The sequence below is a fragment of the Bradyrhizobium sp. LTSP885 genome (assembly GCF_000938305.1).
Taxonomy (GTDB): domain Bacteria; phylum Pseudomonadota; class Alphaproteobacteria; order Rhizobiales; family Xanthobacteraceae; genus Bradyrhizobium.
Genome location: NZ_JYMT01000002.1, coordinates 178184 through 203869, shown reverse-complemented (window position 1 = coordinate 203869; position 25686 = coordinate 178184). Strand labels below are relative to the sequence as shown.

General features: G+C 63.5%; 23 protein-coding genes, 1 other RNA gene and 1 pseudogene. 10 read left to right on the top strand and 15 right to left on the bottom strand.

Annotation, left to right across the window (positions count from 1 at the left end):
* Nucleotides 1-11 precede the first annotated feature (11 nt).
* From UP09_RS00960 to UP09_RS00915, 10 genes are all read right to left on the bottom strand, one after another.
* On the bottom strand, nucleotides 12-212 hold the full coding sequence (locus UP09_RS00960; protein ID WP_044536117.1) for a DUF2065 domain-containing protein: 201 nt from the start codon (nucleotides 210-212) through the stop codon (nucleotides 12-14).
* Nucleotides 213-322: 110 nt separating this feature from the next.
* Nucleotides 323-1225: a protease modulator HflC gene (gene hflC / locus UP09_RS00955; RefSeq protein WP_044536116.1), complete on the bottom strand. Its 903-nt coding sequence runs from the start codon at nucleotides 1223-1225 to the stop codon at nucleotides 323-325.
* Nucleotides 1222-2361: an FtsH protease activity modulator HflK gene (gene hflK / locus UP09_RS00950; protein WP_044536115.1), complete on the bottom strand. Its 1140-nt coding sequence runs from the start codon at nucleotides 2359-2361 to the stop codon at nucleotides 1222-1224. The genes hflC and hflK overlap by 4 nt, the downstream gene beginning before the upstream one ends.
* A 146-nt stretch (nucleotides 2362-2507) precedes the next feature.
* Nucleotides 2508-3020, bottom strand: a complete 513-nt coding sequence (locus UP09_RS00945; RefSeq protein ID WP_044536114.1) for a dihydrofolate reductase — start codon at nucleotides 3018-3020, stop codon at nucleotides 2508-2510.
* A complete protein-coding gene (locus UP09_RS00940) occupies nucleotides 3020-3505 on the bottom strand; it encodes a GNAT family N-acetyltransferase (RefSeq protein ID WP_044536113.1) in 486 nt (161 codons plus the stop codon). The genes UP09_RS00945 and UP09_RS00940 overlap by 1 nt, the downstream gene beginning before the upstream one ends.
* Before the next feature lie 7 nt (nucleotides 3506-3512).
* Entirely contained in the window at nucleotides 3513-4307 is a 795-nt protein-coding gene (locus UP09_RS00935; RefSeq protein ID WP_044536112.1) for a thymidylate synthase, read from the bottom strand.
* A 196-nt stretch (nucleotides 4308-4503) separates the two neighbouring features.
* Nucleotides 4504-6018 carry a tripartite tricarboxylate transporter permease gene (locus UP09_RS00930; RefSeq protein WP_044536111.1) on the bottom strand — a complete coding sequence of 505 codons (1515 nt, stop codon included), beginning with the start codon at nucleotides 6016-6018 and terminating at the stop codon, nucleotides 4504-4506.
* Nucleotides 6019-6025: 7 nt separating this feature from the next.
* A complete protein-coding gene (locus UP09_RS00925) occupies nucleotides 6026-6526 on the bottom strand; it encodes a tripartite tricarboxylate transporter TctB family protein (RefSeq protein ID WP_044536110.1) in 501 nt (166 codons plus the stop codon).
* Between the two features lie 86 nt (nucleotides 6527-6612).
* Nucleotides 6613-7146, bottom strand: a complete 534-nt coding sequence (locus UP09_RS00920; protein ID WP_044536109.1) for a chromate transporter — start codon at nucleotides 7144-7146, stop codon at nucleotides 6613-6615.
* The gene (locus UP09_RS00915) at nucleotides 7143-7754 is read right to left on the bottom strand and encodes a chromate transporter (protein WP_044536108.1); all 612 of its coding nucleotides are present in this window, start codon (nucleotides 7752-7754) and stop codon (nucleotides 7143-7145) included. The genes UP09_RS00920 and UP09_RS00915 overlap by 4 nt, the downstream gene beginning before the upstream one ends.
* A gap of 77 nt (nucleotides 7755-7831) precedes the next feature.
* Here UP09_RS00915 and ssrA point away from each other — a divergent pair.
* From ssrA to UP09_RS00890, 6 genes are all read left to right on the top strand, one after another.
* Nucleotides 7832-8201, top strand: a transfer-messenger RNA (tmRNA) gene (gene ssrA / locus UP09_RS36565).
* Nucleotides 8202-8363: 162 nt separating this feature from the next.
* Nucleotides 8364-8894 carry an SspB family protein gene (locus UP09_RS00910; RefSeq protein WP_044536107.1) on the top strand — a complete coding sequence of 177 codons (531 nt, stop codon included), beginning with the start codon at nucleotides 8364-8366 and terminating at the stop codon, nucleotides 8892-8894.
* 165 nt (nucleotides 8895-9059) lie between these two features.
* The gene (gene fumC / locus UP09_RS00905; protein ID WP_044536106.1) at nucleotides 9060-10499 is read left to right on the top strand and encodes a class II fumarate hydratase; all 1440 of its coding nucleotides are present in this window, start codon (nucleotides 9060-9062) and stop codon (nucleotides 10497-10499) included.
* A gap of 280 nt (nucleotides 10500-10779) precedes the next feature.
* Entirely contained in the window at nucleotides 10780-10968 is a 189-nt protein-coding gene (locus tag UP09_RS00900; protein ID WP_044536105.1) for a DUF4169 family protein, read from the top strand.
* On the top strand, nucleotides 10965-11237 hold the full coding sequence (locus UP09_RS00895; RefSeq protein WP_044536104.1) for a ribbon-helix-helix domain-containing protein: 273 nt from the start codon (nucleotides 10965-10967) through the stop codon (nucleotides 11235-11237). The genes UP09_RS00900 and UP09_RS00895 overlap by 4 nt, the downstream gene beginning before the upstream one ends.
* 176 nt (nucleotides 11238-11413) lie before the next feature.
* Nucleotides 11414-11767, top strand: a complete 354-nt coding sequence (locus UP09_RS00890; protein ID WP_044536103.1) for a VOC family protein — start codon at nucleotides 11414-11416, stop codon at nucleotides 11765-11767.
* A gap of 1 nt (nucleotide 11768) precedes the next feature.
* On the opposite strand, the gene UP09_RS00885 is transcribed toward UP09_RS00890, so the two are convergent.
* Entirely contained in the window at nucleotides 11769-15500 is a 3732-nt protein-coding gene (locus UP09_RS00885) for an AsmA family protein (protein WP_044536102.1), read from the bottom strand.
* A gap of 188 nt (nucleotides 15501-15688) precedes the next feature.
* Nucleotides 15689-16921, bottom strand: a complete 1233-nt coding sequence (locus tag UP09_RS00880) for a cytochrome P450 (protein ID WP_044536101.1) — start codon at nucleotides 16919-16921, stop codon at nucleotides 15689-15691.
* Between the two features lie 156 nt (nucleotides 16922-17077).
* Here UP09_RS00880 and UP09_RS00875 point away from each other — a divergent pair, with 156 nt between their 5' ends.
* Nucleotides 17078-17689, top strand: coding sequence for a TetR/AcrR family transcriptional regulator (locus tag UP09_RS00875; RefSeq protein ID WP_044536100.1), 612 nt, complete (start codon nucleotides 17078-17080; stop codon nucleotides 17687-17689).
* A gap of 6 nt (nucleotides 17690-17695) precedes the next feature.
* Here UP09_RS00875 and UP09_RS00870 read toward each other — a convergent pair whose 3' ends face one another.
* Both UP09_RS00870 and UP09_RS00865 read right to left on the bottom strand, forming a co-directional pair.
* Nucleotides 17696-18988 (bottom strand): MFS transporter, encoded by a 1293-nt coding sequence (locus UP09_RS00870; RefSeq protein ID WP_044536099.1) that lies wholly within the window; start codon nucleotides 18986-18988, stop codon nucleotides 17696-17698.
* A gap of 157 nt (nucleotides 18989-19145) precedes the next feature.
* Nucleotides 19146-20445 (bottom strand): annotated as a pseudogene (locus tag UP09_RS00865) (MFS transporter).
* Between the two features lie 181 nt (nucleotides 20446-20626).
* Here UP09_RS00865 and UP09_RS00860 point away from each other — a divergent pair.
* The 3 genes from UP09_RS00860 (at nucleotide 20627) to UP09_RS00850 (ending at nucleotide 22631) form a co-directional block, all read left to right on the top strand.
* Nucleotides 20627-21157: a hypothetical protein gene (locus tag UP09_RS00860; RefSeq protein ID WP_044536098.1), complete on the top strand. Its 531-nt coding sequence runs from the start codon at nucleotides 20627-20629 to the stop codon at nucleotides 21155-21157.
* A gap of 304 nt (nucleotides 21158-21461) precedes the next feature.
* The gene (locus UP09_RS00855) at nucleotides 21462-21938 is read left to right on the top strand and encodes a hypothetical protein (protein ID WP_044536097.1); all 477 of its coding nucleotides are present in this window, start codon (nucleotides 21462-21464) and stop codon (nucleotides 21936-21938) included.
* Between the two features lie 15 nt (nucleotides 21939-21953).
* Nucleotides 21954-22631 carry a class I SAM-dependent methyltransferase gene (locus tag UP09_RS00850; RefSeq protein ID WP_044536096.1) on the top strand — a complete coding sequence of 226 codons (678 nt, stop codon included), beginning with the start codon at nucleotides 21954-21956 and terminating at the stop codon, nucleotides 22629-22631.
* Here UP09_RS00850 and UP09_RS00845 read toward each other — a convergent pair.
* Nucleotides 22546-25605 carry an adenylate/guanylate cyclase domain-containing protein gene (locus UP09_RS00845; RefSeq protein ID WP_052832908.1) on the bottom strand — a complete coding sequence of 1020 codons (3060 nt, stop codon included), beginning with the start codon at nucleotides 25603-25605 and terminating at the stop codon, nucleotides 22546-22548. The two genes, UP09_RS00850 and UP09_RS00845, sit on opposite strands and share 86 nt — an antisense overlap.
* Nucleotides 25606-25686: the final 81 nt, after the last annotated feature.

Sequence of the window (25686 nt, the reverse complement as noted above, 5' to 3'; positions counted from 1 at the left end):
GACAACGACGATCAGCGCCGTACCAGCCAGATCAGCAGCAACCCACCGACCGCCGAGCCGATGCCGACGACGCGCAGGATATTATCTGGCGTCGCCAGCGCGCTCTTCATCGCCCGGCGCATCCAGGCCGGACTTGCCGCGAACATGATGCCTTCGAGCACGAACAGGATTCCCAAACCGATGAGGAAGTCGCCGAACGCTATTGACCTCATCGGATGAGAGCCTCCCGCTTGGTGTTTGTTTTTCTTTGATGGCGGCGACGCGTCGACCGTGTCGCCGCCAGATCTTGAAGTTACATGTCTTGAAGCTACAGATCTTGAAGCTACTGCTTCGCCGCGGCCGCCGCCTCAGGCGGCTTGCCGTTGGCATTGCCGAAATACTTGAAGAATTCCGAATCCGGCCGCAACAGGAAGCGCGTCTCGCCCGATTTCAGGCTGTTCTCATAGGCCGACATCGAACGATAGAACGCGAAGAAGTCCTTGTCCTGGTTGTAGGCTTCGGCAAACAGGCGGTTGCGCTCGGCGTCGCCGCCGCCGCGTGTCTGCTCCGCCGTCGAGTTGGCTTCGGCGACGATCACCGTTGACTCGCGGTCGGCCTTCGAGCGGATCTCCTGCCCCTTCTGGGCGCCCTGGGCGCGGAACTCGGCGGCCTCACGCTGACGTTCGGTCTGCATGCGCTGATAGACCGCCTGGCTGTTCTGCTCCGGCAGATCGGCGCGGCGGATACGCACGTCGACAACCTGGATGCCGTAGCCGTCGGCCTCCTTGTCGAGCTGATCGCGGATCCGCGACATCAGCCGCTCGCGCTCGTCGCGGACAACCGTGATGAAGGAGACCTCGCCGAGCACGCGGCGCAGCGACGCATTCAACAGCGTAGTGAGCTGCAGATTGGCGGCCTGGATCGAGCCGACGCTCGTATAGAAGCGCAGCGCGTCCTTGATGCGGTAGCGGGCGAAGGCGTCGACGACGAGCCGCTTCTGGTCGGATGCGATCACTTCCTGCGACGGATTTTCGAGGTCGAGGATGCGCTTGTCGATCGAGATGACGCTGTCGGTGAACGGGACCTTGAAGTTCAGGCCCGGCTCGGTGACGACGTCGACCGGTTTGCCGAACCGGACCACGAGGGCCTGCTCGGTCTGCTGCACGGTGAACATCGAGCTGTAGGCTATGATGGCCACGACGAACAGGACGATCAGGGTCGCAATGCCCGTGACGGGGGATCTCATCGCGTGCCTCCCTGCGGCTGGCCGGTTGTGGCCTGTGCTGCCTGACGCCGCGGCGTCAGTTCGCCGAGCGGAAGATACGGCACGATGTTCTGGCCCGGTCCGCCGTCATAGACGAGCTTCTCGGACCCACCGAGCACGCGCTCCATGGTTTCCAGATAGATACGTTCACGCGTCACTTCGGGAGCCTTCTTGTACTCTTCATAGACTTTCAGGAAGCGCGCGCTCTGGCCCCTGGCCTCGGCGACCGCCTGCTCCTTGTAACCTTCGGCGGCCTGCAGGATCTGCGCGGCACGGCCGCGCGCCTCGGGCACGACGCGGTTGGCGTAGGTCTGCGCCTCGTTCTGCGCACGCTCGAGGTCGGAGCGCGCCGCCTGCACGTCGCGGAACGAATCGATGACCTGCGCCGGCGGATCGACCTTCTGCATCTGCACCTGCGCGATCTGGATGCCGGCGCCGTAGCCATCGAGCGTCTTCTGCATCAGCTCCTGCACGGTTGCTTCGGTCTGGGTCCGCGCGCCGGTGAGGATCGGCTGAATTTCGGAACGGCCGATCACCTCACGCATCGCGCTTTCGGCGACCGCCTTCACGGTGCCTTCGGGATTCTGGATGTTGAACAGGTAAGCGCCGGCCCCACCCGGCTTGATGCGCCACAGCACGGTGAAATCGACGTCGACGATGTTCTCGTCGCCGGTCAGCATCAGGCTCTCCTCCGGCACGTCGCGGATGGTGCGGCCGCGCCGGGCGGGATCGTCGATCAGGGTCATACCGATCGAGAGCGTGTTCACGCGCAGCGCCTTTGGCAGCAGCACGGTCTCGATCGGATACGGCAAATGATAGCGCAGGCCCGGCTGCGCATCGCGCACATACTTGCCGAACCGCATGACGACGCCGAGCTCTTCCGACTGGACGCGGAAGATTCCGGTCGCAAACCAGATCACCAGCGCGGCAACCAGCACCAGCGCGATGCCCATGCCGCTGAAACCCCCACCGGGCAGCCATTGCTGCAGTCGGTCCTGGCCGCGGCGCAGAAGGTCCTCAAGGTCCGGCGGCCTCGGCCCGACCGATTGCGGACCGTTGCCCCATGGTCCTTTCGGACCTGAGCCCCACGGTCCTCCGCCTTGATTCTTCCACGGCATCAAACATCTCCTAGGCAAGCCTCGACCGGAACGGTCCGGGCTCGAATGTCCGGCCCGGTTATAGGGGACCGTCGAGGCCCTTACAACGCAAGCTTCCTAGCCGCACGAGCTATGCGCCGGGGCAAAATTGTCAATGCAAACATTGGTTAACGTTGGCTGCGCCGACGATATGTCACATAGGAGAAGTCGGCACTGTCGCCCTCGCCGGCCGGATTTCGCACCCGCGCGATCTCTTCCCAGTCCTTCGCATCAATTGTGGCAAGGCGCGTGTCGCCCTCGGGCCTGGCATGGACTTCGGTGATTTCGAGCCGATCGGCCACATCCATCCATTGCGCGTAGATCTGCGCACCGCCGATCACTGCAATCTCGGTGGCCAAACGCCGCAACGCGTCGCCATGCGCGACCGCACGGGCATTTTCGAACGATGTCGTGACGACCGCGCCGCGTGCCGTGTAGTTCGCGTCGCGCGTCACGACGATGTTGGTTCGTCCGGGAAGCGGCCTGCGCAAGGATTCAAAGGTCTTTCGTCCCATCACGATAGGCTTGTTCAAGGTCATCGCCTTGAAGCGCTGCTGGTCGGATTTCAGCCGCCACGGAATCGTATTGTCGCGCCCGATCACGCCATTTTCGGCGGCTGCGACGATCAGCACGATCTCCATCAGCGCGCTCCTTCCGACAGCGCCGTGAGCGCCGCACCGGAGACGCGGCAGATCGTCCATTCGTCCATCAGCTCGGCGCCGAGCGATTTGTAGAACGCGATCGACGGCGCGTTCCAGTCGAGCACCGCCCATTGCAGGCGCGACCAGCGGTTGGCGAGGCAATGCTTGGCGAGGTGCATGAGCAATGCCCTGCCGATGCCGTTGCCGCGCAGCGCCGGGCGCACGAACAGATCCTCGAGATAGATGCCGTGGCTCCCTGCGAAGGTGGAGAAGTTGACGAACCACACCGCAAAGCCGGCGGGCTCGCCGTTCCACTCGGCGATATCGCAGAACAGCCGCGAGTTGGTGCCGAACAACGCGTCGGCGATGTCGGCCTCGCTGGCGTGAACCTCGTGCGAGAGCTTTTCGTATTCGGCGAGTTCGCGGACCAGCGAGAACACCAGTCCGGCCTCATCGGGCCGCGCGCGGCGGATGGTGAGAGACATCAATCGCTCATACCGCGACGGCTGCCTTGATATGCGGATGCGGATCGTAGCCTTCGAGTTTGAAATCCTCGTAGCGGAACGCGAAGATGTCCTTCACATCCGGATTGATCGACATGGTCGGCAGCGGCCGCGTCGGCCGGGTCAGTTGCAGGCGTGCCTGCTCGAGATGGTTCGAATAGAGATGCGTATCGCCGAGCGAGTGCACGAAGTCGCCGGGCTTCAGCCCCGTCACCTGCGCCACCATCATCGTCAGCAGCGCATAGGAGGCGATGTTGAAGGGCACGCCGAGGAACACGTCGCCGGAGCGCTGATAGAGCTGGCATGACAATTTGCCGTTCGCGACATAGAACTGGAACAGGCAGTGGCACGGCGGCAGCGCCATCTTGTCGACCTCAGCCGGGTTCCAGGCGCTGACGATCAGCCGCCGCGAATCCGGGTTGCGCTTGATCATCTCAATAACGTTGGCGATCTGGTCGATGCTGCGGCCGTCAGGCGCGGGCCATGATCGCCATTGCGAGCCGTAGACCGGGCCGAGATCGCCATTAGCGTCGGCCCACTCGTCCCAGATCGTGACGCCGTTGTCGTTGAGATATTTGATGTTGGTGTCGCCGGCGAGGAACCACAACAACTCGTGCACGATTGCCTTCAGCGGCAGCCGCTTGGTGGTCAGCATCGGGAATCCGGCCGACAAATTGAAGCGCATCTGGTGGCCGAAGATCGACAGCGTGCCGGTGCCGGTACGGTCCTGTTTCTCGGCGCCGTCGGCGAGGATGCGTTCGAGCAGATCGTGATACTGGTTCATGGCGCTGGCTTCGGGGTTTGTCGGAGTTTGCCAATTTAGCGGCCTGGGCCGCCGGTCGACACGCCGATTCGGTTGATTGCGCTGATTATACCCCGAAAAATGATCACGGAATCGCAAACAACAAGGGGCGGAACTGGCGTTCCGCCCCTTGCCTATCCACTTGATTACGTTGCTTAACTTGCCGACCGCCGCGCGATCAGCTCTCCGACTCCACGAACACCTGGTCGCGCTTGGCGCGCAGCGCCGGCAAGATCGCCAGCACCAGCAGACCGGCTGCGATCGCCAGCAACACCGCCGACAGCGGCCGCGAGACGAACACGCTCCAGTCGCCGCGCGAGATCAAGAGTGCCCGGCGCAGGTTCTCTTCCATCAGCGGTCCGAGCACCATGCCGAGCAACAGCGGCGCGGGCTCGAAATCGTGCTTGATCAGCCAATAGCCGAGCAGTCCGAACGCGCCGGCGAGGACGACATCGACCGGTGCGTTGTTGATGGAATAGATGCCGATCGCGCAGAAGATCACGATCGAAGGGAACATCAGCCGGTATGGCACCCGCAACAGCCTCACCCAGATGCCGACCAACGGCAGGTTGATGACGATCAGCATCAGATTGCCGATCCACATCGAGGCGATCATGCCCCATACCAGCTCTGGCTGCTTCTGCATCACCTGCGGGCCCGGTACGATGCCATGGATGGTCATCGCGCCGACCATCAGCGCCATCACGGCGTTCGGCGGGATGCCGAGCGTCAACAGCGGGATGAACGAGGTCTGCGCCGCCGCATTGTTGGCGCTTTCCGGCGCCGCCACGCCTTCGATCGCGCCGCGGCCGAAGCGCGACGGATCCTTGGCGATCTTCTTCTCGAACGTATAGGCCGCGAACGACGCGATCACCGCGCCGCCGCCCGGCAGGATGCCGAGAATCGACCCCAGGATCGTGCCGCGCACGATCGCAGGGAACGAGTCTTTCAAATCTTTCTTGGTCGGCATCAGCCCGGTGATCTTTTGCTGCACCAGATCGCGGTCCATCTCGGCGCCGGCGTCGAGGTTGCGGATGATTTCCGCAAAGCCAAACACGCCCATCGCGACGGTCGCAAAGCCGAGGCCGTCGGCGAGCTCGGGAACGTTGAACGCCATGCGCGAGGCGCCGGTCTCGATGTCGGACCCGACCATCGACAGCAGCAGCCCGAACACAATCATAGCGATCGCTTTCAGGATCGACCCCTTCGCCAACACCGTCGCGAAGATCAGGCCCAGCACCATCAGCGAGAAATATTCGGCAGGCCCGAAGGCCAGCGCGAGTTTTGTCAATGGCGCACCTAGTACAGCGATCAAAACCGTCGCGACGCAGCCGGCGAAGAACGAGCCGATCGCGGCGATCGCGAGTGCCGGGCCGGCGCGGCCCTGCTTGGCCATCTGGAAGCCGTCGAGCGTGGTCACGACCGATGTCGCTTCACCGGGAATATTGACCAGGATCGACGTGGTCGAGCCGCCATATTGGGCGCCGTAATAAATGCCCGCGAGCATGATCAGGGCGCCGACCGGCGGCAGGCCGAAGGTGATCGGGAGCAGCATCGCCACCGTGGCGATGGTGCCGATGCCCGGCAGCACGCCGACCAACGTGCCGACCAGCGCGCCGATCAGGCACAGCAGAAGATTGATCGGGGTCAGGGCGACGCCGAAACCGAGGGCGAGATTGGCAAAGAGGTCCATCACGCCCTCACTGGATCAGGAAACGCGGGAACATCGGCATCGGCAGTCCCAGCACATAGGGAAAGAGTAGCGCGCAGCCGAGCGTCAGGCAGGCGCCGACGATGATCGCCTCGAGCCATTTCGTCTCATGCGAGCCGAGCGCCGCGATCAGGAAGCACGAGAAGGCGGAGACGACGAGACCGAGCGGCCTGATCGCCAGTGCAAAGAATACGATCGACAGCATGACGAAGAGCGGCCCGCGCCAAGCATAAGTCCCGATCTGCGGGCCGTCGTTGAGGACTCCTATCAGCGCGATGACGCCGCCCAGCAGCAACAGCAGCACCGCGAACATGCGCGGCACTGTTCCGGCGCCGAACGAAAATCCGTGCATGCCCTGCAGGTCGCTGGACGCCCACAGGGCGAACAGGGCGATCGCCATCAAGGCGATCCCGCCGACAAAATCCTGCGGACCGCGGACCCATTTTGGCAGGATGGATTTGACCGGCGCCTCGCTCGGCGTATCGCTCATGATTTCACTCCCCCACGGCAGGCTTGCCCACCCGTTCTGATTTGATGGCTCGTGATGCTGGCCTGAGGACTTGCTAGCGATTTTCGTCAGACAACGCCAGCAAAACCCAGAATGCCGCCAGCAAGCAGCAGCCAGAAAGGATTGACACGCGTCGCAAACGCAAGCGCGGCTGCGACAATGGTGAGCAGCGCCGCGATCCAACTTTGGTCTGATGTCCGCGCCAGGATCAGCCCGCTCGCCGCCATCAGGCCGATCGACAGCGGAACCAGTGCCGCTTGAACGAGCGCAGGCCAGCGCGCGTGACGCGAGCGTTCGAGGAAACGGCTCACATAATAGGCAAGCAGCGCGGTTGGACCGCACATCGCAAGCGTTGCCGCCAAGGCACCGGTGACGCCTGCGACAGAGTAGCCTATCAGCGTCACGATCAGCACGTTCGGTCCCGGCGACAGCTGCGCGATCGCGAAGACGTCGGCGAACTGCTTGTCGGTCATCCAGTGATGCACGTCGACCGCGGCACGGTGCATTTCGGGGATCGCCGAATTGGCGCCGCCGACCGCAAACAGCGACATCAAGCCGAAGGTCCAGACCAGCATGGCGATCGGGTTGGACTCGGTGCTCATGCCTTGACCTTGCGGCGCGTCAGAATCGTGATCGCAAGGCTGAGCGGGATCGCGACCAGCAGCACGAGCTGCAGCGGCCATCGGATCAGCCCGATCGCGACGAAGACCGCGAGCATGACGACGAGGCCCGTGACGTCGCGCCGCTTGAGCAGCGGCGTCATCATCTTGAAGACGACGGCGAGCAGGAGGCCCACCGCGACACAGGACACGCCGGCGAGCGTGCGACGCAGCGCATCGATCTCGCCGTAGCGCACATAGAGCGCGGCGAGGATGGTGGCGATCACCATCGGCGGGCCGACCAGGCCGGCGAAGGCAGCAACGCCACCGGCGATGCCGCGAAAGCGCGAGCCGAACACGACCGACAGATTGACGATATTCGGCCCCGGCAGGAAGTGGCAGAGCGCGAAGGTCTCGTTGAACTCCTCCGCCGTCATCCAGCGGTGCTGCTCGACAATGCCCCGCCGGGCCCAGACCAGTACCCCGCCGAAGCCGGCCAGCGACATCTTGGCAAAGGCAAAAAACAGCTCGGACAGGCCGGGCTGGCTGGGCGAAGATGACGGGGGAACGTCCGGCGCCGGGACGGCAACCGGCTGCGAATCCGGAGGCATAAACAAAATCTAGGACGACCGCACGACGCAGACCAACCCAAATCGGCGTGTTTTCACACCTCAAGAGCCCTGAATCGGCTCTATTTTTCTCCAGCGTTGCCGCCTATATTGGGGGTGCCGGTTCGCCGGCTATGGAAATAAATGGCCGTCGCAATAAACCATTCGGACCCGGGGGCGGTACCCGGCGCCTCCACCAAAACCCATCCTGACCGACCGATCATGGGGTGGCTTTCGGCGGGGGCGAAATAGGATCGACGAGGGCGTAAAGGGCGTGTTTTTTCTCGGTATGGTTCCGCCGTTATCGGGCTAATGCAATAGTTGCCAACGACAACTTTGCTCCGGTTGCTCAGGCTGCGTAACGCAGTTTGAAAGACCACACTTAAAGTCCTAACGGGTTAAGCTCCGTTAGGCGGGGTTCGGAGGCACCTGGCAACAGAAGCCTCCACTTCATTCCAGACCCGGATTCCAGACCCGGCGCTTCCCGCCCACATTTCCGGCGCCGCCCCTGCTGATTTCCGGCTCCCGGCAGGGTAGCATGGCTCAAAGGGGCGAGTCGGGCGGTCCGGCGCCGCCGAGCCAGGCACTATTTTCGAAAGCGACAGGATCACCATGGCGACCGATCACATCCGATATGACGTGCTGGCGCGGGACGCGCTGCGCGGGGTGCTGCGCCGGGTTCTGACCGACGCCGCCGAACACGGCCTGCCGGGCGAGCACCATTTTTACATCACCTTCCTGTCGACCGCCGACGGCGTGAAGATCTCGCCGCGGCTGCTGGCGCAATATCCGGAGGAAATGACCGTCATCCTGCAGCACCAGTTCTGGGACCTGGTGGTGACGGAGGAACGGTTCGAGGTCGGCCTGTCGTTCGGCGGAATTCCCGAGCGCCTGACCGTGCCGTTCGCCTCGGTCACGCGCTTCCTCGATCCGTCCGCGCCGTTCGATCTGCTGTTCGATGTGTCGGACGCAGCGGTCGAAGAGTCCCCGGCCAGAGTGCCGGCTGCATCTGCGGCCACCTCCCTCCCCGCGACCCCGCTCCGGGCAGCGGCCGAGACCAGGGCCGCCGAGACCGACGACGAGCCGGCGAAGCCCAGCGAAGGCGCCGAAGTGGTGCGGCTCGATCGTTTCCGCAAGAAATAATCCAAGAAATAATCTAAGCGCAGATCAAACCTCGACCTTGTAGGGTGCTTGCGAAGATCGGGATGACAGATCGTCATCCCGGACTATCTTCTGCATGAGCATGAGCTTTCGCGCGACGACCGGCCCATTGCGGGATCACGCTCTTGTGACGCACGGAAACCATCCATGGCTCGATCAACGACACGTTCCAAAACAACCGCCAAAACGACTGCCAAAACCACCACCCGCAGCGAAACCGACAGTTTCGGTCCGATCGACGTGCCCACCGACCGTTACTGGGGCGCGCAGACCGAACGCTCGCGGCAGAATTTCAAGATCGGCCATGACCGGATGCCGATCGCGATCGTTCACGCACTTGGCATCGTCAAGCTCGCGGCCGCAGAGACCAATCGCGATCTCGGCCTGCTCGACGCACGCCGCACCGGCGCGATCGTTCGCGCCGCCAAGGAGGTGATCGATGGCAAGCTCGACGATCATTTCCCGCTGGTGGTCTGGCAGACCGGCTCCGGCACCCAGACCAACATGAACCTCAACGAGGTGATCGCCCATCGCGCCAACCAGACGCTCGGCGGCGAGCTAGGCGCCAAGAAGCCGATCCATCCGAACGACCATGTCAACATGAGCCAGTCGTCGAATGATTCATTCCCGACCGCAATGCATATCGCGGCGGCGACGCGGATCATCGCCGATCTGATTCCGGCGCTGACCGAACTGCATCGCGAGCTGCGCAAGAAGGAGAAGGCGTTCGCTAGGATCGTCAAGATCGGACGCACCCACACCCAGGATGCAACGCCGCTGACGCTCGGCCAGGAATTCTCGGGCTACGCCGCGCAGGTCGGGAGCGGCATCGCACGGCTGCGGGTGGCGGTGAAGGATCTGTTTCCGCTGGCGCAGGGCGGCACCGCGGTCGGCACTGGCCTCAACTCGAAGCCGAGATTCGCCAAGACCTTTGCCAGGCACGTCGCCAAGATCACCAGGCTGCCGTTCACCAGCGCCGAGAACAAATTCGAGGCCTTGGCCTCGAACGACGCCTATGTGCTGGTTCACGGTGTGATCAATTCGGTGGCGACCGGTCTGTTCAAGATCGCCAACGACATCCGCTTCCTCGGATCCGGTCCGCGCTCGGGCCTCGGCGAGCTGATCCTGCCCGAGAACGAGCCGGGCTCGTCGATCATGCCGGGCAAGGTCAACCCGACCCAATGCGAGGCGGTGACCATGGTTTGCTGCCAGGTGTTCGGCAACGAGACTGCGATCACGATCGCCGGCAGCCAGGGTCATTTCGAGCTCAACGTGTACAAGCCCGTTTTGGCATATTGTATGATGAATTCCATTCAACTGCTGGCCGATGTCGTCCGCTCGTTCACCGAGCATTGCGTTGTCGGCATACGCGCCGACGAAAAGCGCATCAGCGAGTTGATGCAGCGCTCGCTGATGCTGGTGACGGCGCTCGCGCCGAAGATCGGCTACGACAATGCGGCCAAGGTCGCCAAGGCTGCGCATGCGCGCGGAACGACGCTGAAGGAAGAAGCTTTGCGGCTCGGCTTTGTATCTGCAGATGAATTCGATCGGCTCGTGCAGCCGGACAAAATGACACACCCCGGCTGAGTGCATGATCATTGTCCGGACAATTGCAGACAACCTGCGTGATATAATTATAGATCATAACGCCTAAAGACTAAGGCCGGTCATCTATCGGCTCCGCGCTGACGCATGTTACAGCAAGACAGATGTCAAGTTTTCGCAGAGCGAAACTGATTCTTTGATGCTATCACGAGGCATCAAACGGGGATTCTGGATGGATATCGAGCCAGGCGCGCAGCGCGACCACTCTTGCGTTCGTCACGATGCATCACCAATTCGTATAAGGGGACGATGAGGGACGAGCATGGGCGACGTGGTCAATCTGAAACGATTCAAGAAGCGGGGCGAGCGCGAACAAGTGGCGAAGCAGGCCGAAACAAATCGTGCGCTATTTGGTCGCACCAAGTCTGAACGCGCGCGCGATGAACATCTCGCCGAGCACAACGCTCGTCAGCTTGAGCAACATCGCATCGACGGTGGAGACGCATCATGAAATCTCCCGTCGTCAAACGTTCGATTGTCGTCGCCGGACACAAGACCAGCGTCAGCCTTGAAGAGGCGTTCTGGAACGGCATGAAAGAGATTTCCGGTCTGCGAAACATGACGCTGTCGGAACTGGTCGGCGAGATCGACAGCAATCGCCAGCAGGGCAATCTCTCCTCCGCAATCCGCCTCTTCGTGCTGGACTATTTCCGCTCGCGCGCCACACCGGCCGTGCCGGAAGCAAGGCTGCAGCCCGTCGATACGCGTCAGCAGGCCTAGAGCCCTTTCCGTTCCGATGGAATCGGAACGGGCTCTGGATTTTTGTTTTGACGCGTTTTCCTCACACGAACCGGCGGCCACTTCGCTGGAAAACGCTCTGGCGGCCTCTCCGCTTCCCGCGACCGATCGCCGCCATGCTATAGAGCAGGCGATCGTGTTGTGGCGCGGATATCAGCATGAAAGTCAAACGCATCGTCGCTAACATTGCCGCCACTGACGTGGCGGCAGCGAAGACATTCTATCAGGACATCCTCGGACTCGAACCGCTGATGGATTTCGGTTGGATTGCGACCTACGGCTCGTCCGAAACGATGCGGGTTCAAATCAGCTTCGCGTCCGAAGGCGGCTCCGGAACGCCGGTGCCTGATCTCTCGGTTGAGGTGGACGATCTCGACGATGCGCTTCGTCGCGTGACGGCGGCCCGCATTGCGATCGAATACGGACCGGCGGATGAGCCGTGGGGCGTTCGGCGCTTCTTCGTCCGCGATCCCTTCGGCAAGCTCGTCAATATTCTCCAGCACCAGCCGTAAGCTAATTCTGTATCGCCGGCCGCGGCGGTGGATTGGCAACCTGCGGCGTCAGTGACAGGGGCGGACGCGGCTTCGGCCTCACGGCGCCCGGCAGCGGCTTGACCTCGATCGGCGGCGGCAAGGGTGCAACCTGCGACTGACTCGCGATCGGTGCAGGAGGCGCAGTGGCAGGCGCAACCGCAGGCGCTGTGGCCACCGGCGGGACGAGGGGCGGACGTGGCGCCACGATCTTCGGCTTCGGCGGCACGCGGCGCGGCAGCGGCACCTCCACAGGAGGCACCGGCGCCGAATTGGCGTTCGGCGTCTCGGGCGCGGGCTCGCTGGGTTGCGGAATCGTCGCCGGTATCGGCTCCGGCGGTGGCGGCGGCTCACCGCGCTCGATCGCGTCGAGCCGCCTTGTTTCGCGGTCGATCGCACGTACCGCAAGCCAAGACGACAATGCCGCGATATCGAGGCTGCGCGTCAGTCCGTCGGGCGTGCCGACCGCAAGCACCTGGATCTCCGGACGATTATTGGCCGTGCCGATCAGCGTCGATGCCAGCGCGGCGCGAATGTCGGCCTGGTCGGCCGGAATGTCGTAGCCGCCCGATACGGTCGCATTGGCGCCGTTGGCCGCCAGCGTGGTGGCGCCGACGCGGAGGCGGCCGTCACGGATGTTGAAGGGAATCTGCGCGGACGGAATCGACAGCGTGCCGCCCGCCAGCACCGGCTCGACGATCTGCTTCAGCCTGACGTCGTCGGTCGCCTGTCCGGAGTCACTGGCGCGGATCGCGACCTCGAACGACCGTGGATCGAGACCCGCAAGCGTCACCCCGTCCAGCGTGACGGTGCCGCTGCCGGAGAGCGCGCCCGTCAAGGCGGAGGCACTGCGGCCCTGGCTCAACACGGTCATCTGCATCGACGCGCGGCCCTTGGGCATCGACAGGCCGCGATAACGCAGCGCGGAACCGTCGACGCCGGAAAGCTGAACGTTCGCATTCAGTGCAAGTCCATTAGCGCCTTGCCGTGCGTCGACGGTGGCGGTCGCCTCGCCGCCGCCGATCTTGCCCTTGATGCCATCGAAGGTCAGCGACTGTCCGTCGGACTTGATGGTGCCGCTGACCGGCTGCAGTTCGGCGCCGCCCGGCAGCGCGCCGCGAAGCGCCTCGAACGTGACCTTGCCGCGCCAGCCCCAGGTCAACCCCGCGCCGAGCGGCTCGGTCGCATCATGCCCCGCTGCGCCGATCGCTGTCGCAAAGACCGGCGCCAGCGCGATCTGATCGAGGCCGAGTTCGCCCTCGATGCTCTTCTCGTCGGCGAGCGTCAGCGCCAGCCGCCCACGCAGCCGCGAGCCGGCGACGATGCTGTCGAGATCGTCGAAGGTCAGTCTGTCTCCTGCCAGCGTCACGCGCGACGACAGGCGGATGTTTCCGGCTTGATCAGACGGTTTCAGATCGAGCAGCGGACTGATGTCGGCGCTGCGGACGCGCAGGCTGACGCTCGATTTGGCGTCCTTCGCCCATGGCTCGGCAGTGCCATCGGCATCCGCATCAAGTCCGGCGCCCCAGAGTCTGGCTTTCAGCCGCAACGGCGCACGCCACGCGCCGTTCACGGTGCCCTCGAACTGCGCCGGGCCGGCACCGGCCGCGATGGCACGATCAAGGCCCAGCAACGCCAGCAGGGCATTTCCCTCGCCGGCCGAGAATTTGGCCTCCGCCGCAATGTCGCTGCGGCCAATCGCGTCGAGATCCAGCGCGCGGATCGCCGCGGTCGGCGGCGTCGCCGATATCATGGTGCGTCCCTTCACCTGAGGCGCATCAAGATCGAGCGTCGCTTGCGCATTGCTCCTATCGGCAGCCTGTCCCTTGCCCTTGGTGAGATCGAGCGCAAGCTTTGCGCGGACAGGACCGGCATCCGCCCGGACGCCGCCGAGCCGCGCGGCGAATGACGGCGCGAACGGCTGAACAATCGCGGCAAGCCGGCCGAGCGACGCGGCGGTCGCATCGATCGCCAGTCTGCCGGTCGCATTGATGCGGTCGAAATTGCCGCTGCCGTCCAGCGTGACATTGTCGGGCTGGCCGATCTGCACACGCTCGAGCACGATGTCCTTCGGGCTATAGGCGAACTTCGCCACCAGCGGCCGCAATTCCTGGCCCGCGGACATGGCGCGCCCGATATCGAGCGAGAGTTTTGCCTCGTCGGGCCATTCGCCCTGCGGACCGGCCAGCGAACGGATGAAGGCCGCGGTCGCGTCGAGGTCGAGCCGATCAGCCTTCAACTGCGCCTCGACCTTCGATCCGGTGCTCGCCTCGCGATGCGAGACCGCGACACGACCTTCGACCGCGCCGCCCTCAATCTCTGCCTTCATGGCGTCGATCGCAAAGCCCGCCGGCGACACCGTGACGTCGCCGCGCAGCCGCAGCGGCTTCTGGCTGCGATAGGCCATGTCACCACGACCCTGCAGCCAGGTCATCAGCGCGTCGGGATCCGACGATTCGATATCGAGCGCGGTCTTGAAGCTGTTGGACGCGCCCGCCTGCGCGCTGGCGCCGCTCATCGAGACCCGCGTGGAGCCCGGCGCGCGAAACTCCAGCCGGCGCACCGTCCAGGATTTGGCGTCCGAATGCAGTTCGGCCGAGATGTCCTGCAGCGGACGGCCGCCGAGCATGACCTGCTCGGTGGCCAGTTCGACCTGCGCCGGGATCGGGCTCTGTGGGAGGCCCGAGACGAATGCGCGCAACGCCGGCAGCACGCGTGCCGGCTCGGCATTTCCGTCCTTGCCGTCCTTGTTTCCATCCTTGTTCGCATCCTTGGCGGCGAATTTGTCGGCGTCGAGCTGGCGCGCCGAGAGCGAGGCGCGCAACAGCGGCGCCGCGCCAAAGCGGATATCGCCGGAGCCTGCAAGTTTCAGCGCGCGGTCCTCGGCGCCGTAGCTCACCTCGACCTGGTCGAGGCGGGCCGCCGAATAGTCGGTCTTGACCTTGGCCGCGATCCGCCATGCCGGCTGATCGCCGCTACCGCGTTGGCCAGGCGCGCCGGCTAGCGTCACCGCCCCCTCGAACCGCGGCGCCCGCGCCTCGAAGGTCAGGACGCCGTCGAGATCGGCCGAGATCGGGCGCTGGCCCGGATCGACGCTGAGATGCAGGCGCGTGCCGTTGCCGTCGGGTCCTACGCCAGACGAGACCCGAAACGGGTAGCGATTGCCGTCGAACATGAAATTGCCGTCGCCGCGGATCGCGCCGGCGAGCGAGCGAACGTCGCCGCTGAAGGCGATGTCGCTCAGCTCGAGCGTGCCGCGGCTCGCCGCATCGTGCAGCGCGAGGCGGCCGGTGAGATTGAGCCGGTCGACCGCAAGCGACGCCAGATTGAAGGCACCGCTGGAGGCGGGCCAGTCGATCCGCCCCTTCGGATCAAGCCCGAGATCGAGCGAGACGCCATTGATGGTGAGTTCGGTGGCGCGCACCTCGCCGCGCATCAGCGAGCTCAGGCTGAACTCGACGTCGAGCTTGGCGGCACGGACCTTGCCGAGGTCGTTGGCGCCGCCCACGGTAACCGTTTTCAGCCGCAGCGAGGGCGCCGGCAGCAGGCGCGCGTCGAGATCGCCGGCAACGCGGACCGGCGCGCCGATGATCTTGCTCGCCTCCGCCTCGAACTGCGGCCTGAACTGGTTCCAGTCGACAAAGTACGGACCGACCAGCGCGGCGACCAGTGCAAGGATGAAGGCGATTGCCAGGCCGAGCAGCGTCGTCTGCACGGTGTCTCCCTTTGAGCCCGCTCCGCGGCAGCGTGCCCACGCCGAGCCTGAACCGGAGCAGCCCAATATATAGAGACAAGTATGGCGAAGTCACAGCAGCTTTGCTGCTGTGACTTCAGGCCGGACGGCGTTTTCCGCTCAACAGCGCGTGCGCGGCGGGACCGCGACGCGCCCGAAAGATCGAGCGATCACCAGCTCGCGGGCAGGCTCTTCAACCCGCGCAGCACGAAGGTCGGCCGCCACTCCGGATTCTCCGCGTCATCGAGCCGCAGGTCCGGAAGCCGGCGCAGCAGGGTCGAGATCGCGATCTCGGCCTCGATCCGCGCCAGCTGGGCGCCGAGGCAGAAATGGATGCCGCCGCCGAACGACAGCGGCCTCACATTCGGCCGCTCGATGTCGAGCTTTTCGGGGTGGTCGGGATAGACCGCCGGGTCGTGATTGGCCGAGCCGAGCAGGCACAGCACGCTCTCGCCCTTCGGGATGCGCTTGCCGCCGAGATCCTCAATATCTTCCAGCGCGACCCGGCCGGTCATCTGCACCGAGGAATCGTAGCGCAGGAACTCCTCGATCGCATTGGTGATCAGGCCGGGATTGGCCTTGAGCAGCGCGAGTTGGTCCGGGTTTCGATAGAGCGCGAGCAGGCCGTTGCCGATCAGGTTCACGGTCGTCTCATGGCCGGCGCCGAACAGCAGGATGATATTGGCGGTCAGCTCCTCGTTGGTGAGCTTCTGGCCGTCTTCCTCGGCCTGCACCAGTTGCGTGGTGAGGTCGTCGCCGGGCTGCTTGCGACGCAGTTCGAACAGCTGGTGGAAGTACATCGCGGCCATCGCGTTGCCGGCGTTACCCTGCTTGATTTCTTCCGGCGTCATCGGCACCGGCTCGAGCAGGCGTCCGCCGTCGCGCGAGCCATTGTAGAAAGCCTCGCGATGCTCCTCGGGGATTCCAAGCATGTCGCAGATGATGGTGACGGGCAGGCGGAAGGCGAAATCCTCGATCAGGTCCATCTTCCCCTGCGGAATGATGCGCTCGAGCGTCTCGTCGACGACGTGCTGGATGCGCGGGCGCATGTCCTCGACCCGGCGCGCGGTGAAGGCCTTCACGACGAGGCCGCGCAGACGGGTGTGGTCCGGCGGGTCCTGCTGCAGCATCCAATGGCCCATGCTGCGCATGACCGGCTCGTCCATGATCTTGGGGCCGTAGCGGCGGATGCTGCGCTCGACATAGTCCTTGCCGAAGCGCTTGTCGCGCAGCACCAGGCTCGCCTCGGCGTGACGGCTGGCGACGAAGGCGCCGTGCGCGTTGATGTGCATCGGGTCCATGGTGCGCAACCGCTCGTAATACGGATAGGGATTGCGAATGAATTCGGGCGCCAGTGGATTGAAAAGCGGTTCGCTGCTCGCCGACTGAACATGCTCGTTCATGGTGACCCTCGCTCGTTTGCTGCGCCGGTGTCTGCACCCTGGCGCGCCTTGGTGTCATCCTCAGGGCTAGTCCTCAATGGGCCGGCCATCTTGATCTGGTCAAATGCAACTCGATACACTATTGTATTGAGTTGCATTCTGCCCTAAAATCCGCGGATGTCAAGGGTTCGAACCAGACCGACACGGGACGACACCCGCGAGAAGCTGTTCGAGGCGGCGGCGCGGGTGTTCGAGGACCAGGGAATCGGCGGCGCCAGCATCGAGGCGATCGCGGCCGCGGCCGGTTTCACCCGCGGCGCTTTCTATTCGAACTTCAAAACGAAGGACGAGTTGATCATCGCGATGCTCGAGGACCACGTCGAGCAATCGATCCGGCGCAATCTCGATTTGCTCGACAGGCACAAGAACCTTCCGGATTTCCTCGAGGCGCTCAGGACGATGGATCGCAGCCGGCAGGATCCGCTCGGCCGCTCGCCTCTCCTGCATATGGAGATGATCCTGTTCGTGGCGCGCGCCGAGAAGCGCCGGCCCGAGCTCGCCAAGCGGCTGCGCGCGCGCCGCAAGCTGATCACCGACATCGTCGCGACCACGCTGAGAAATTCCGGCAGGAACGGCGTGATCAACCCGGAATGGACCGGTGCGATCGTATTGGCGCTGGAAGACGGTTTCCGGCTGCACCGCCTGATCGATCCGGAGACCACGCCATCCGACAGCTTCCTGCGCGCGATCACCGATCTGCAGCGGGCGATCGGGGTTGCGCCCGCCTGATCCTGCTCACATCGCGCTGGCAATCTTGTGCATCTGCCCTGCGACGGCGCGGACCCTGCGCGGCGCGGCCTGCCAGATCGCAATGGCCGACAGCAGGCTGACGGCGATGCCAAGGATGAACGCCGCCGTGTAGCTGCCCGACAGATCATACAATTGCCCGGTCACCCACGGTCCGGCAGCCCCACCGGCCAGCGCGGCGAGCATGATGGTGCCGAAAATGCTGCCGTAATGCTTGCCCTGGAAGATCTCCAGCACGACCGGCCCCATCACGGAGGTGAGGCCGTAGCCGAGCGCGCCCTGCGTGAAGACCATCAGATAGATCAGTGGCATGATCGGCCAGAATTTCAGGGCCACCAGCGCAGCAAAGCAGATCGCGAAGCCGAAGCAGGCGATCGCCCACACCCATTCGCGGCCGATGCGGTCGGACAGATGGCCGAGCCAGATCTGGCCGGGAATGCCGAGCGAGCTGACCACCCCGAGCGCCCAAACGCCGACGCTGGAGCTGAAGCCAATATCGAGCAGGAACTTGGTTTGGTGCACCTGCACCGCGTACCAGATGTACAGGCCGCCAAAATAGCCGACCGCGATCCACCAGAATCGTGCGGTGCGTAGCGCGCGCGACAATGTCCAGTCGGTCGCTGCCCAGGCGGGATCGACGATGTTGGAAGCCGGTCTGGCCGACGTCGCCGTCGGCGCGGCATCGCCGTCGGGTTGCAGGCCGATATCCTCGGGCCGCCTGTGCAGCAAGAGGTTGATCGGCGCCAGCACGACCAGCACGACAATGCCCATCGCGGTGCAGGCGGTGCGCCACCCAGTCTGCTCGATCATGTGCTGCACCCATGGCAGCAGCGTCACCGAGCCGATCCCGACCCCGGCAAAAGCAAGCCCGACCGCCAATCCGCGGCGGCGGAGGAACCAGTTCGGCAGGAACAGCGACTGGCCGGAATAGCCGAGGCAGACGCTGCCGGTGCCAACGAGCACGCCGATGGTGAGATAGAGATGCCAGGGCCGCGAGGTCAGCGGCGCCAGCAACAGCCCCGATCCCATCAAGAGGACGCCAATCTCCATCACCGCGCGCGGACCGCGGCGGTCCATCAACCGGCCGATCAGTGGACTCGCAATGCTCGACGCCACGAAGCCGAACGAGAATGCGCCGGCGGTGACGCCGCGCTCCCAGCCGAACTCGCTGAGGATCGGCGGATAGAACAGCGAGAACGCGGTCCGCGCGTTGACCCCGATCGCCATGGTGACGAAGGTCACCGCAACGATGATCCAGCCGTAGAAGAAGGGAGGTCGCATGGAAGCACTGTGGGATGGGATGGACAAGAAGCCAACCAGACGTGGCGGTTCACGAAAGGCGTCGACTTTGCATCATGCATGGTCAACTCTGTGAAGCAATTCATAGACAGCGGCGTGAATTGGTGATTGTACCGTGACCCAGCTGCACCGCCTGATCTCAAGCCACGCTCACAATCTTGTGGATCTGCCCTGCGACCGCGCGGACCCTACGCGGTGCGGCCTGCCAGATCGCGATCGCCGACAGCAGGCTCACGGCGATTCCGACCGTGAACGCCACCGTGTAGCTGCCCGACAGATCATACAGCTGGCCGGTCACCCACAGTCCCGCAGCGCCGCCGGCCAGCTGGGCGAGCATGACGGTGCCGAAGATGCTGCCGTACCGCTTGCCCTGAAAGATCTCCAGCACGACCGGCCCCATCACGGACGTGACGCCATAGCCGAGCGCGCCCTGCGTGAAGACCATGAGATAGACCAGCGGCATGATCGGCCAGAATTTCAGCGCGACCAGCGCGGCAAAGCAGCTCGCGAAGCCGAAGCAGGCAATCGCCCAGACCCATTCGCGGCCGACGCGATCGGACAAATGCCCGAGACAGATCTGGCCGGGAATGCCGAGCAGGCTGACAACGCCGAGCGCCCAGACGCCGACGCTGGAGCTGAAGCCGATATCGAGCAGGAACTTGGTCTGGTGCACCTGCACCGCGTACCAGACGTACGAGCCGCAGAAATAGCCGACCGCGATCCACCAGAACCGCGCGGTGCGCAACGCGCGCGGCAGCGTCCAGTCGGTGCTGGCCCAAACCGGATCGACGATGTTGGAGGCCGGTTTGGCCGATGTCGCCGTCGGCGCAGCATCGCCATCTGGTTGCAGCCCGATGTCCTCGGGCCGCCGATGCAGTAGCAGGTTGATCGGGCGCGAGCACGACCAGCACCACGATCCCCATCGCGGCGCAGGCAGTGCGCCAGCCGGTCTGCTCGATCATGTGCTGCACCCACGGCAGCAGCGTCACCGAACCGATCCCGACACCGGCAAAGGCAAGCCCGATCGCGAGCCCGCGACGGCGGATGAACCAGTTCGGCAGGAACAGGGAATGGCCGGAATAGCCGAGGCAAACGCTGCCGGCGCCGACCAGCACACCGATGGTGAGATAGAGATGCCATGGCTGTGAGGTCAGCGGGGCCAGCAACAGCCCCGCTCCCATCAGCAGCACACCGAGCTCCATCACCGCGCGCGGACCATGGCGATCCATCAACCGGCCGATCAGCGGGCTCGCAATGCTCGACGCCACGAAGCCGAACGAGAACGCGCCGGCCGTGACGCCGCGCTCCCAGCCGAATTCACTAAGGATCGGCGGATAGAACAGCGAGAACGCCGTCCGCGCGTTGACGCCAATCGCCATGGTGACGAAGGTCACCGCGACGATGATCCAGCCGTAGAAAAAGGGGAGTCGTTCAAACATGTGATCCCGACAGAACAATCCGACGCTGCGTCAACGCCGATACCTTAGCCATCATGCCCACATTGTTATCAAAGATTTCACAGCCCGCCGTTTCTACCTATAGTTGACTTTTCGTCGGAGCAAAGTACTCTTTCTAACGCCCTGTAAAAAATGGGTTTGCTAATCTTCAGAGGAGAGCAGCATGGGTGGCTTGTGCGCCGACAGCTATGTCCCGAACGTTCTGACGCAGATAAACCGCAGGTTCATGGGAGATGCCTTGACCGAGATGATTGCGCTTCAGAAGGAATTCAAGGTGTTTTCGCCACAACATACGCTGAGAAGTGCATTCGCACTCCTCGGCATCGCTCCCGTCGAAGAAAGGGATCGTAACGGGTTCATGATTTACTTCGATCGACTGAAGAAGACTGCAGCTGAGCTTGACGGGACACCAACGGCGACAAGCGGGCACGATCAGATCATGCTGTCCATTCAGCAAAACCTGGAGAGCAACAATCCAAAGCCGGTGTTCTTTACCAACCACGCAAGTGGGAGAACAAAAGGAACCGTGCGAATTTCCTATGAACAAGTGCTGAGTTTTTCGAGCGAAAGCTTCCTCACGATCTCATTTCCCATGATTTCTGCCGAGGCATACAAGATGAAGGCCGGCAGCAGGGGCGTTGTAGATGCATTGATTGGAGACCAAGGTAAGGAACTACTGGTCGAGAACGCTTGAGCGTCATGGCCCCACTCCGCTTGGAGTCGACTGGCCAAGCGCTGCGTCGCAATGTCTGCGCCTCGTGCAGCTGTTGAAGCTTGTTGACTTCAAGCGGCCGTTGAGCCTGAGAATGGGACGGACAAGAAGCCAACCGGACGGGCGGCTCACGAAAAGCGTCGCCTTTGCATCATGCACGGCCAACTCTGTGAAGCAGTTCATAGACAGCGGCGCGAATTGGTGATTGTACCGTGAGCCAGCCATCCGCCGACATCTCGCCGAAAGCGGGGAATCGGGTTATCATGGCTTTTTGGGGAGAAATACCATGGGCAGTTTGGTTGCCGACCGTTACGTCCCGGATCTTCTACAACAGATGAATTCCCGATTTATTGCTGAAGCCCTGGGCGAAATGGTCCAGTTTCAGAAGGAGTTCAAGGTCTTCTCGCCGCAGCATACGCTGCGGATGTCCTTCGGGCTGCTCAATATTGCGCCGGTTGGCGAAGAGGATCGCGAGGGGTTTTTCAAATATCTGAATCTGCTGAAGAAGGCGGGCGCGTCAGTCGACGGCAAGCCGTCGAAGCTGAATGGACACGATCAAATCATCGCGTCGCTGCAAGGCAATCTCGAGAGCGGCAAGCCGTTGTCGGTGTTCTTTACCTCGCACTCTGGGGACCAACCGAAGGGCGTCGTGAAGGTGACGGCCGGCGATCGCGTCCTGAGTTTTTCCCCTTTGGTTTTTCTTACGATCTCGATGCCAACGATCGGGGCCGACCACCCGAAGGCCGGCAAGCGCAAGAAATAGCGTGAAACCTCGGCGATGCTCGAACTGCACGCCAAGGTTCGCGATTATTATTCCGGAACGCTGGAGCGTCACGGCCCGACCCCGCTCGGGGTCGATTGGCCGAACGTGCTCTCGCAGTATCTGCGCTTCGTGCAGCTCGTGAAGCTATGCGATTTCGGGCAAACATTCAGCCTGAACGATTTCGGCTGCGGCTACGGCGCATTGCTGGAATTCCTGGCCATGCGGCATGGCGATGCAAAGGTGACCTATCGCGGCATCGACATTTCGCCGGCGATGATCGCGGCCGCCCGCACCCGCTGGGCCGGCAACACGCAGGCCGTGTTCGCCGAGGGTTCGCAGTGCGGCGCACTCGCCGACTATTCGCTCACAAGCGGCACCTTCAACGTCCGGCTCGGTCATCCCGTCGGCGAATGGGAAGTCTATGTCGAGGCGATCCTCACCGATCTCGAGGCCAGCAGCCGGATTGGTTTTGCCGTCAATTTCATGTTGCCTCGCGATGAGGCCCCTGCCGAAGCGGGGCTGTATCGCACCACGCCGGAGCGTTGGACGCCGCTTTGCGAGCGGTTTGGCCGCGTGGAGTTGATCACCGGCTACGGACTTCGGGAATTCACGCTTCTTGTCCGCAAGACCCCGCCGACGACTGCGCGAGCGGGAACAGGCTCTCGAAAGGCCGCGCGCCGGTCTCCTCGATAAGGTCCCGGGCGCGGGCCAGCAGGTCACTCAGCCGATATCCCGGATGCTGTACGCTTCCTGCGCTGACCACCTGTGCCAGCACCAGCGTGGCGCGACACTCCGCAAGGCGCGATCGCCGCTCTGCCGCGACCGCGATGGCGTTTTCGGCAGCGCGGAAGGCCGCGGCAGGACTGTCATTCCTAAGATGGATTTCCGCCAAGAACGCCAGCATGTCGCTTTCGTATTCCAGGCCGGCAAAAACCTCCCGCGCAAGGTGAATGGCTGATTCAATCTTCTGAATCGCCCCGACGTGATCTCCGGATAATGACAGCGCAAGCCCGCGGAACGCATTCGCATAGACCGCGAGGTAAGGGATGCTGCTTGTAGCAGCGATCTCGTCGATGCGCTGACTATGAAATCCGGCGAGCTCCCGGTCGTGCATCAGCCACGCCAATTCGGCGCCGGCATGGTGCGGTATTGACTGGATGGCCGCATCGGGGTGTTCCTGCTCGCTCGATATCAACTGCGCAATGCAGTTGCGTGCAATGTCGAAGCTGCCCATCCGCGCCAATATCCGCGTGCGCAGGCTCTCAGCCCAGCGCTTCACATTGAATCCGATCACCGCCTCGTGGGATCTCCGGATGTTGTCGATCTGGCGAAGGGCGGTATCGCCGGCCGCGAGCGCTTCCCGCAGCTTGCCGGCGTGGCCGTAGGCCTGGCAGAGGAACACGAGCAGTATCGCCTGGACGCTGAGGTCCGTGCTGTCGGACAAATCAATCGCCTGCAACACCTGCTTTGCGTATTCATCCGCCGAGCCGGTGCAGGTGGAGATTCGGCCAAAGGCGGCGAGGATCAACACCTCCGAGACCGAGTCCTTCAAATCCCGCGCGATATCGAGCGCTTCCTTGAAGAACGGCGCGGCCTCGTCGACAGTCATACCATCGCGCCAGCCAAGAGCCACGATCTGCAGCGATGCACGCATGCGCAGCTGGTTGGTCTCGGACGAATAAGGCAGCGATTGTAGCAGCCGGCGGACCTTCAGCCACGACTTCATCGCCAGGCGCGAATTGGTGGTGCCGATCCAGGCCGCAGCGCGCGCGGTGTAGGCGGCCGCCGGCGCATAATCCTTCGCCGCCTCGAAATGATGGGCGATCGGGTCGGCATATTCGCTCAGCTGATTGTGGTGGAAGCGCTCAAGCGCCCTGGCCACCGCGGCATGCAACTCGACGCGGCGTGTGCGCAGTTGCATGGCGTAGGCAACTTCCTGGATCAGCGGATGGCGGAAGGCAAAGCGAACCTGCTCAGTCTCGCTGGCCCCCGCCTGGATCAACTCAAGCTGCGACAATCGGCTGAGAATGCCAACGAGATCGGTGTAGGTCGTGCGTGTCACTTCGGCCAGCACCGAAAGTGGAAATTCCCGTCCAATCGTAGCGCCGATCTGCAGCACCTCCTTGTCCATCGGCGCAAGGCGGTCGATGCGCGCACCGATCACAGTCTGGACCGTCGCCGGCAGTGTCTCAGGCGATACCTGCCCGGACGTCTCGTAATAGCCAGGCCTGCCGGTGAGATCGCCACCATCGATCAGCGACCGGATCAATTCCTCCGCGAAGAACGGATTCCCGCCACTTCGTTCGACAATGCTGCCGGAAATTGCGCCGGTGGATGGATGATCGCCGATCACATCTTCGATCAAGGCGGAAATATCCTCATCATGGAGTTCGACGAGCCGGATCTCCTTGAATTCCGGCCCCTCCTGCCACGGCGCATGATAGCTCGGCCGGTATGTGAGAATAATCAGGGCGCGGCTGACATGCGCGACATTCACCAGCGCCGAGACGAACTCGATGCTCGCCTCGTCGAGCCAGTGGATGTCCTCGATGATGATCACCGACGGCGTGCGCGTGCCGTCGCGCACGAGGCTTACCACGAGATTGACAAGCCGCGTGTGCCGCGTCTTTGGCTCCATCGCAGGCGCCGGGGATTGCGGGTCGCGGATGCCGAGAAAATCGGCGAGCAACGCCACGTCGTCCATCAAATGCGGGACCGAGGACGCGATCCGTTCCGCGATCTTGGTGCGCGCCGCCTCCGCATCGTCGCTCGAGGCGATCCGGAAGAAGTTGCGGAAGAATTCCAGCAGCGGCTGCAGCGGGCCGGAATGGTCGTAGGGCGATGCACTTGCCTCCTGCACCGGCACCAGACGCTCCCTGGCGCTGCGGGCGAATTCGAAGCACAGGCGGCTCTTGCCGATGCCGGGCGGCGCCGAAATCCCGATCACCTTGCCGGCGCCCTGCTCGGCCCCGGCGAACGCCTGCTGGAGGATGGCAAGTTCGGCGTCGCGCCCCCGATAGCTGCCGACGACGGCATCACGGAACGGCGCGCGCGCCGGCGTCATGCCGACCAGCCGGTAGATACCGATCGGCCGCGGAAATCCCTTCACGTCCTGATGGCCCAGGGCATGCGCGTCGCAAAACGACTGCACCAGCTTGAACGTCGACTCGGTGATGCAGATGTCGCCAGGCTGGGCCATATGCTCAAGCCGGCTCGCAAGATGTACAGCGGCGCCGTAGACGCTCTGCTCTTTGGTGAACTTGTCGGGCACGCCCGCGACGATTTCCCCGGAATGAATGCCGACGCGCAGCACGATGTCGTTGTCCCGCGACGACTGCATCATGGTGAGTGCCGCCTGGCAGGCACGCAGCGCATGGTCCTCCTGGGCATGGGGGATGCCGAAGATCACCATCAGCCCGTCGCCCATGCTGCGCATGATGGTGCCGTGAAACTGCTGGACCGCATTGCCCATCCGCGCCAGCGCCGGCGGCAGGCGATCAAGGGCAAGCTCGGGATCGTTGTCCCCGATCAATTCCGTGGAGCCGACAATGTCGGCAAACATCACGGTGACGACCTTGCGCTCGCCAACCGGCTGGACCTGGACCAGGCGCTCACCGCAGGCACCGCAAAACCGTGCGGATTCGAGATTGGCATGCTGGCAATTCACACAGACGGCGGTAAAGCTGAGGCCACACGACCGGCAGACGCCATCTTCCCCGAGGGTCTCAGTCTGACAGGCCGGGCACAG

What these genes read in the sequence shown, in the direction of transcription:
- UP09_RS00895 (WP_044536104.1), top strand. Translation starts at nt 10,965, where the DNA reads ATGAAATCTCCCGTCGTCAAACGTTCGATTGTCGTCGCCGGACACAAG.
- UP09_RS00910 (WP_044536107.1), top strand. Translation starts at nt 8,364, where the DNA reads ATGGCGACCGATCACATCCGATATGACGTGCTGGCGCGGGACGCGCTG.
- UP09_RS00915 (WP_044536108.1), bottom strand. Translation starts at nt 7,754, where the DNA reads ATGCCTCCGGATTCGCAGCCGGTTGCCGTCCCGGCGCCGGACGTTCCC.
- UP09_RS00855 (WP_044536097.1), top strand. Translation starts at nt 21,462, where the DNA reads ATGGGCAGTTTGGTTGCCGACCGTTACGTCCCGGATCTTCTACAACAG.
- fumC (WP_044536106.1), top strand. Translation starts at nt 9,060, where the DNA reads ATGGCTCGATCAACGACACGTTCCAAAACAACCGCCAAAACGACTGCC.
- UP09_RS00935 (WP_044536112.1), bottom strand. Translation starts at nt 4,307, where the DNA reads ATGAACCAGTATCACGATCTGCTCGAACGCATCCTCGCCGACGGCGCC.
- UP09_RS00930 (WP_044536111.1), bottom strand. Translation starts at nt 6,018, where the DNA reads ATGGACCTCTTTGCCAATCTCGCCCTCGGTTTCGGCGTCGCCCTGACC.
- UP09_RS00900 (WP_044536105.1), top strand. Translation starts at nt 10,780, where the DNA reads ATGGGCGACGTGGTCAATCTGAAACGATTCAAGAAGCGGGGCGAGCGC.
- UP09_RS00890 (WP_044536103.1), top strand. Translation starts at nt 11,414, where the DNA reads ATGAAAGTCAAACGCATCGTCGCTAACATTGCCGCCACTGACGTGGCG.
- UP09_RS00925 (WP_044536110.1), bottom strand. Translation starts at nt 6,526, where the DNA reads ATGAGCGATACGCCGAGCGAGGCGCCGGTCAAATCCATCCTGCCAAAA.
- UP09_RS00960 (WP_044536117.1), bottom strand. Translation starts at nt 212, where the DNA reads ATGAGGTCAATAGCGTTCGGCGACTTCCTCATCGGTTTGGGAATCCTG.
- UP09_RS00940 (WP_044536113.1), bottom strand. Translation starts at nt 3,505, where the DNA reads ATGTCTCTCACCATCCGCCGCGCGCGGCCCGATGAGGCCGGACTGGTG.
- UP09_RS00870 (WP_044536099.1), bottom strand. Translation starts at nt 18,988, where the DNA reads ATGCGACCTCCCTTCTTCTACGGCTGGATCATCGTTGCGGTGACCTTC.
- UP09_RS00945 (WP_044536114.1), bottom strand. Translation starts at nt 3,020, where the DNA reads ATGGAGATCGTGCTGATCGTCGCAGCCGCCGAAAATGGCGTGATCGGG.
- UP09_RS00875 (WP_044536100.1), top strand. Translation starts at nt 17,078, where the DNA reads ATGTCAAGGGTTCGAACCAGACCGACACGGGACGACACCCGCGAGAAG.
- UP09_RS00860 (WP_044536098.1), top strand. Translation starts at nt 20,627, where the DNA reads ATGGGTGGCTTGTGCGCCGACAGCTATGTCCCGAACGTTCTGACGCAG.
- hflK (WP_044536115.1), bottom strand. Translation starts at nt 2,361, where the DNA reads ATGCCGTGGAAGAATCAAGGCGGAGGACCGTGGGGCTCAGGTCCGAAA.
- UP09_RS00920 (WP_044536109.1), bottom strand. Translation starts at nt 7,146, where the DNA reads ATGAGCACCGAGTCCAACCCGATCGCCATGCTGGTCTGGACCTTCGGC.
- hflC (WP_044536116.1), bottom strand. Translation starts at nt 1,225, where the DNA reads ATGAGATCCCCCGTCACGGGCATTGCGACCCTGATCGTCCTGTTCGTC.
- UP09_RS00850 (WP_044536096.1), top strand. Translation starts at nt 21,954, where the DNA reads ATGCTCGAACTGCACGCCAAGGTTCGCGATTATTATTCCGGAACGCTG.
- UP09_RS00880 (WP_044536101.1), bottom strand. Translation starts at nt 16,921, where the DNA reads ATGAACGAGCATGTTCAGTCGGCGAGCAGCGAACCGCTTTTCAATCCA.